Genomic DNA, 6,417 nt, shown 5'->3' on the forward strand with positions numbered 1-6,417 from the left:
TTGTCTACTCAAAATAGGTTAACCGCGTCCTGCTTGGAAAGACGGATAAAGTGTCATGCCACCGTCGGCAAAGAGTGTGATCCCTGTGACATAACTTGCTTCGTCAGATGCAAGCCATGCGGCAACGGCAGAAATCTCTTCTGGTTTCCCGATGTTGCCCATTGGAATCATGCTCTCGACTTCTTTGCGTTGTTCTGGATCTTCGAATTTTTCAGCGTTAATCGGCGTATTGATTGCACCAGGTCCAATCGCGTTAACCCGGATTCCTTTTGGTGCATACTCCATCGCAAGGGTTTGTGTCATCAATTTGACGCCACCTTTACTCGCAGCGTAGTGGACGAATGTCGGCCACGGAATGATTTCATGCACACTCGACATATTGATGATACTACCTTTGACATCATGTTCGACGAAGTACTTCAGTGCTTCTCGTGCCCCGAGGAAAGCTCCTGTTAAGTTGACGTCGATGACTTTTTGCCAATCTTCGAGCGACATCTCGTGGGATGCTGACGGCATCTCGATTCCCGCGTTATTGACGAAAACATCCAACTGACCAAAGTGAGCCACCGTCTCTTTCACAAGGTTGATCATATCATCTTCCTTTGAGACATCCCCTTGGACGATAAAGGCTTCCCCACCTTTTTCTTGAATCGATTCAGCGATTTTTTTCGCTTCTTCCGGGTGGCTGCGATAGTTGATGACGACACGCATGCCTTCTTCTGCATAACGACGAACGATAGCTTCACCGATTCCCATTGATCCACCTGTTACGACGGCAACTTTTCCTTTTAAACTTTCATACATGATGCTTCACTCCTTCATTTATTGTTTCGTAAATCCAATCATGATTCCACCAGCAACGACTAAAATACAACCGATAATGACGAAGGTCATCTCTTTCTTCGTTTTTGTTTCTTTCAGCAAGAGGACGCCACCAATGGTTGAAATGACGACACCTGTTTGAGAAAGGGAGAAGCTTGTTGCGACTCCAACTTTTGCCGTAGCAAACAGTAAAGCGACGTTCCCGACAGCCCACATGAGTCCGCCGATGGTATTGCCAGCAGTTTTCTTCGTGAAGAGGTCTCCTTCTCGTAAAGAAAGAAGAATGGCGCTGACGACCATCCCGATCGCTTGCGGTAATACGGCTTCCCAGCCATTAATATCAAACCAGCGGGCGATGACGACGTAACCGACATACCCGACAGTCGAGATGAGAAGGAGCGTCAATCCTTTGCCGATATTCTCGTCTTCTTTACTTTTATCCTCCTTATAAGACGTGAAAGCTGCTCCGGCAATGATCAATACAAGCGCACTGATTCCGAGAATCAAGGCAGTTGTCGTTGACCACTCTCCAAAAGCAAGAACACCGAACAACGATGTTCCGACGAGTTGCATCCCTGTTGAAATTGGCATCGTTTTTGAGACACCCATTTGACGAAATGCGGCAAATTGATTTTTTTGACCAAGTGCCCAAAAGGCACCAGAAAAGAATCCGGCAACCCAAGCGGTCGTCGACATCTCTGGGCTGACAAAAAAGAAGGTGACGATCGCGAAAAGTAACGCACCCAGAGTCGTACCGATGATTTGTTGCGCCGTTGAACCTCCGATTTTCGAAACGACAAGCGGCAACGATCCCCACATCAATGCGGGAACGATGGCAATTAGAATATCAATCAAGTGTTTCACCTCTCCTTACTATTATCTCTCTACTTGAAGCTGTACCCCGCAAGGCGATAGGAAAAACCTTATGGTGCGAAGATGAATTATTCTGAAATAAAAAACGTCCACCGAGGTGGACGTCTGCTCATGTGTTATTTAACGGAATGGTTCATCGGCGATCCGGACGATTTGTCGTCCGATCCGGCGACCGTTCCATAAAGCGATGACAGCGATGGTCAAGGAAATGCCCATGACGTCGTACTGCGTAAAATAATAGCCGAGATAACTAAAAGGCAGGCTGATGATCCCGACGAGCGAACTCGTCCACTGTCGGATTTTGAGTGACTCGATGTTCGCAACACGAGAGAACTTTTGTTGCTCCATGATCCGCCAACGTGTCGGTTCGCTTAAGGCATCGTTAACAAGACGCGGGAAGGCGAGCAATCGCGCGCCGTAAGAACCAGCAATCTGTAGGTAACGGTTTTGATTTTTCCCTTCGTCATCGAGCCAGCGTCGAACCATTGGTTTAGCGAGTTCCAGCAGGTTGATTTGCGGTGAAAGAATCTGAAGGATTCCAAGAATCGTTGATGCGGCACGTCCAAAGAAAGCAAACTCAGCAGGAAGCTGGATCGGTTCATTTCGGACGAGCAATTCGATATCGGATAAGACCTTCTCGATCAGTTTTGTATCCACGTTTTCCATATCACTTTCGAGATAGAACGTGACTGCTTTTTCAATTGCTTGTCGGATATTTTGCTTATTCGCATTTGGCAATAAGAATCGTAGATCTTCTAAACCATCGACGATTGCATCGTAATCCAATGTGACGAAGGACTGAAGAATCCGCTGGATCGCTCGCATATCATCGGGCGTCGTCGCTCCGATCATCCCAAAATCAAGCAAGACGATTTTGCCATCGGACTGGACGAGGACATTGCCTGGGTGCGGATCGGCGTGGAATTTCCCGCCGAACAATAATTGTTCTCCAGCGTTCAAAAATAAATTACGTGCTAGTTCTTCACGGTCAATCTGATGTTCGGCTAGATAATCCAGATCTGTGATGCGTGTTCCTTCAATCCATTCCATAACAAGCACCCGATTTGTACAATGTTCTTCATAATAGCTCGGGATATAAATGACAGGGTTTGTTTCATACATCTTTTTAAAGTAGAGACCGTTTTTTAATTCGGTACGGTAATTCAATTCATCACCGATTACGAAGACCATTTGGCGATATAAGCTTTGCAAATCAGTCGATTTGTTTAACGACGTCCGGCGCAACATGGCAATGACGATACGCATGGCACGGAAATCGGTTTTGATGATTTGTTCGATATTCGGTCGCTGTACTTTGATCGCGACTTTTTTACCGTTTGATTTTAAGGTTCCGCTGTACACCTCACCAATCGAGGCAGAAGCGACAGGACGGGAACTGATATCCGAGATGATTTCTTCGATTGGCATCCCCCAATCCTCTTCGATGATCTTTCGTGACTCTCCAAGTTTACTTGAAGGAACTTTATCAACCAGTTCGGTCAGTTCCATCAAGACGGACGGAGGAAACAGATCGGCTCGAATCGATAAGAATTGACCGAGCTTGATCAATAATCCTTCTAACCGTAATGCTTTTTTCTTATAGTCACGCGCAATTCGGATCATGATGCGCTCAAACTCTTCATTGTTCGTACCTGGCCGGTTTTTCCGGGTGAATCGATAGATCGTAAAGATGTAACGTGCGAACATCGTCACGATGACGACGATGCGATAAAGCGCCCAACGTTTCATACGGTCACCTAGCTTCCTGTACAGTTTGTTTCAGTATAGGTTACTTTACCTAAAAACGTCACTCGCAAACGGTCGAAACGGTGACAGAAAATTAATGCTTTACGGAAACTAAAAAGAGAGTATAGTAAGTATTGGAATTTCTTTGTAGAAAGGTGAAATGTGCGCATGTCCTGGGACTTATTGAATATCATCGGCACGGTCGCTTTTGCGATGAGTGGTGCGATCGTCGCGATGGAAGAAAAATATGATTTATTCGGCGTTTGGTTACTTGCTTTGATCACAGCATTTGGTGGTGGTGCCATTCGTAATCTATTGATTGGTGTACCAGTATCTGCTCTCTGGTCACAAGGTGGTCTCTTTTTAGTCGCGATTCTCGTTGCGTTGTTGATTTTCATGTTACCTCAGTTATTCTTGCCGCACTGGACACGTTGGGGGGTCCTCGCGGATGCGCTCGGATTGTCTGCGTTTGCGATTCAAGGTGCCCTGATGGCGACAGCAAAAGGACTGCCGTTGTCAGCAACAATTTCAGCGGCTGTACTGACCGGTGTTGGTGGTGGTGTGATTCGCGATTTGCTCGCAGGTCGGAAACCACTCGTCTTGCATAAAGAGATTTATGCGATGTGGGCTGTCATGGCTGCACTCGTGATTGATCGCTTCCAATTGACGAATCCTCTACATTTGTTCACATTGCTTGGACTCATCACCGTTTTACGTATGCTATCGTATTATTATGAATGGAATTTACCAGCACGACGGTTAGGGGGAGAATAAGTATGAAAGTATTCATTATGATTGGCGCGATCTCGATGATGCTATCGGTCGCACTAGGTGCATTCGGTGCACACGCCTTAAAAGATATGTTGACGGAGCGGATGCTCGCGAACTGGCAGACAGGCGTACTTTACCAGATGGTACACTCGCTCGGCATCCTAGCACTCGGAGGACTCTTATTAAAGGCATCGATCCCACAATGGTCATTGGCTGCATGGCTGATGCTCGCCGGAATCGTCTTCTTCTCAGGTAGTCTGTACGTCATGGCATTGACGAATGTAACGAAACTGGGTGCCATCACACCGATCGGTGGCGTCTTGTTCATCGCGGCGTGGATCTTTGTCGCAATTGGTGCCTATAAAGGATTATGAGAACGGACCGTGTTTCTTCAGTCATGGAGAAAGACGGTCTTTTTCATATGAAAAACGCCTACTCATGATAGAGTAGGCGTAGGTATCAAAACGGATTCACCGCTTTGTCGTTTGTGTTTTGTTTAGCTTCGATAATGCTTGCTCATAGCGATCCAGTACACGATCTGCAACCGGTTTCAGCTCTTTTGAAAGCACAGCGAATTGCAATTCACGCGATCGTGTCGATCGGTTCATAGCATTCCCCATGGTAATTCCTCCTTACGTCATTCAACTTACTGTTTTATAGCCGCAAGGAGTATATTCCCATGAGATATTTCAATCAAACGTCATTCAACACATTAAAGTGCAAAATGAGTATTTAATTGTTCACTTTCGAGACGGTTACCAATGAAGAACTCACCGAACTCGCCATATTTCGCGCTGACTTCATCAAAACGCATTTCGTAGACGATTTTCTTGAACTGAAGAATGTCATCTGAGAAGAGCGTAACGCCCCATTCCCAATCGTCAAATCCTGTTGATCCGCCGATGATTTGCTGAATCTTCCCAGCGTAACTCCGACCGATCATACCGTGACGATACATGAGCTCTTTTCGTTTCTCCATTGAGAGTGTATACCAGTTATCGCCATCGCGACGTGACTTGCTCATTGGATAGAAGCAGATGTGCTTCGCTTGTGGCAGGATCGGATAGAGGCGGTCACGCACATATGGATTCTCGTATGGGTTTCCTTCGCCTGAACCACGGTACGTACCAAGTTCGACGACAGAGACATAAGAATATGTTGGAACCAAATAATCATAGAGATCGAGTTTCTGCATCTTGACTTCGACGTCTTGAATTTGTTCCATCGTAGGACGAAGAACCATCAAGACGAGATCTGCTTTTTGACCAATGATCGTATAAAGTGCGTGGCTTCCGTCTTTAGCTTCTTCCACCCCAGAAAGCTCTGCGAGGAAGGCTTGGAACTCTTCAATCATGCGCGCGCGCTCTGTCGCGTCGACTTGTTTTAAGCGTGACCAATCGATCCGGCGAAAATCATGTAATGTATACCAGCCGTCGAGTGTTTCAGCGGCTTGTTGCGTAGCAGTCGGTTCAGATGTTTGGTGTTGCATGGGATGACCTCCTGAGTCTGAAATAAATTGTCTTTTTCCATATCCTATCTTATCACATTCTATATAAAAGGCTTTGTCTTAAAAATTTTTGTCCACGAGATCGTAACACATGAAAAGAGCAGGGAGTGGGTAAAAGGAGAAAGGGACAATATTTTACTTAAAAAAGTCTCTGTACTATTCTTTAAAAGGACTGTAATAGTCAGGGAATATGGCTTCAGTGCTTTTGTTAGATAACTTTTTTGCAAATTGTTTTAACAACGATTGAGAACTGTGTATAATAAACGGTGGAAAAGAAAATGGATCAAATCGACGTCGTCGTGTTTACCTAAAAAAGGAGAGAAACTCATGCAATTATTCGATATGTTAGAACAAAAGATTAAAGCGCACCAACCGAAAATCGTCTTCCCAGAAGGAATTGACGCGCGTGTTCTCGGCGCAGCTGTCCGTTTGAAGAAAGACGGTCTTGTCACACCGGTCGTCATCGGACCGCGTGCACAAATTGAAGAAACAGCAACAGCGAACGGCATCGATGTAACTGGACTTGATACAATCGATCCTGCTTCTTACGCTGGCATTGATGAGCTCGTCGCATCTTTCGTTGAGCGTCGTAAAGGGAAAGCAACAGAAGAACAAGCACGTGCTGTCATCTTAAAAGACGTGAACACGTTCGGTACAATGCTCGTTCACACTGGACAAGCAGAAGGTCTTGTATCGGG

8 protein-coding genes are annotated in these 6,417 nt (G+C 45.8%); 3 read left to right on the forward strand and 5 right to left on the reverse strand.

Annotation, left to right across the window (positions count from 1 at the left end):
- Positions 1–18 precede the first annotated feature (18 nt).
- The 3 genes from B2U10_RS04455 to B2U10_RS04465 all read right to left on the reverse strand — a co-directional run bounded on the left by B2U10_RS04455 (position 19) and on the right by B2U10_RS04465 (position 3,444).
- A complete protein-coding gene (locus B2U10_RS04455) occupies positions 19–804 on the reverse strand; it encodes an SDR family oxidoreductase (RefSeq protein WP_035411459.1) in 786 nt (261 codons plus the stop codon).
- An 18-nt stretch (positions 805–822) separates the two neighbouring features.
- A complete protein-coding gene (locus B2U10_RS04460; protein WP_197026242.1) occupies positions 823–1,674 on the reverse strand; it encodes a GRP family sugar transporter in 852 nt (283 codons plus the stop codon).
- 141 nt (positions 1,675–1,815) lie between these two features.
- Positions 1,816–3,444, reverse strand: coding sequence for an ABC1 kinase family protein (locus B2U10_RS04465; protein WP_035411453.1), 1,629 nt, complete (start codon positions 3,442–3,444; stop codon positions 1,816–1,818).
- A gap of 165 nt (positions 3,445–3,609) precedes the next feature.
- Between B2U10_RS04465 and B2U10_RS04470 the strand changes: the two genes are divergently transcribed.
- Positions 3,610–4,215: a trimeric intracellular cation channel family protein gene (locus B2U10_RS04470; RefSeq protein WP_023466752.1), complete on the forward strand. Its 606-nt coding sequence runs from the start codon at positions 3,610–3,612 to the stop codon at positions 4,213–4,215.
- A gap of 2 nt (positions 4,216–4,217) precedes the next feature.
- Positions 4,218–4,586, forward strand: a complete 369-nt coding sequence (locus B2U10_RS04475; RefSeq protein WP_023466753.1) for a DUF423 domain-containing protein — start codon at positions 4,218–4,220, stop codon at positions 4,584–4,586.
- A gap of 96 nt (positions 4,587–4,682) precedes the next feature.
- Here B2U10_RS04475 and B2U10_RS04480 read toward each other — a convergent pair whose 3' ends face one another.
- On the reverse strand, positions 4,683–4,832 hold the full coding sequence (locus B2U10_RS04480) for a hypothetical protein (RefSeq protein WP_023466754.1): 150 nt from the start codon (positions 4,830–4,832) through the stop codon (positions 4,683–4,685).
- 92 nt (positions 4,833–4,924) lie between these two features.
- Positions 4,925–5,701, reverse strand: coding sequence for a hydrogen peroxide-dependent heme synthase (hemQ, locus tag B2U10_RS04485; RefSeq protein WP_035411450.1), 777 nt, complete (start codon positions 5,699–5,701; stop codon positions 4,925–4,927).
- 345 nt (positions 5,702–6,046) lie between these two features.
- Between hemQ and B2U10_RS04490 the strand changes: the two genes are divergently transcribed.
- On the forward strand, positions 6,047–6,417 hold a 371-nt coding region (locus B2U10_RS04490), incomplete at its 3' end, for a phosphate acyltransferase (RefSeq protein ID WP_290785918.1).

The sequence above is a fragment of the Exiguobacterium sp. UBA7533 genome (assembly GCF_002479335.1).
Classification (GTDB): Bacteria; Bacillota; Bacilli; order Exiguobacteriales; family Exiguobacteriaceae; genus Exiguobacterium_A.

What these genes read in the sequence shown, in the direction of transcription:
- B2U10_RS04470 (WP_023466752.1), top strand. Translation starts at nt 3,610, where the DNA reads ATGTCCTGGGACTTATTGAATATCATCGGCACGGTCGCTTTTGCGATG.
- B2U10_RS04480 (WP_023466754.1), bottom strand. Translation starts at nt 4,832, where the DNA reads ATGGGGAATGCTATGAACCGATCGACACGATCGCGTGAATTGCAATTC.
- B2U10_RS04455 (WP_035411459.1), bottom strand. Translation starts at nt 804, where the DNA reads ATGTATGAAAGTTTAAAAGGAAAAGTTGCCGTCGTAACAGGTGGATCA.
- B2U10_RS04465 (WP_035411453.1), bottom strand. Translation starts at nt 3,444, where the DNA reads ATGAAACGTTGGGCGCTTTATCGCATCGTCGTCATCGTGACGATGTTC.
- B2U10_RS04475 (WP_023466753.1), top strand. Translation starts at nt 4,218, where the DNA reads ATGAAAGTATTCATTATGATTGGCGCGATCTCGATGATGCTATCGGTC.
- hemQ (WP_035411450.1), bottom strand. Translation starts at nt 5,701, where the DNA reads ATGCAACACCAAACATCTGAACCGACTGCTACGCAACAAGCCGCTGAA.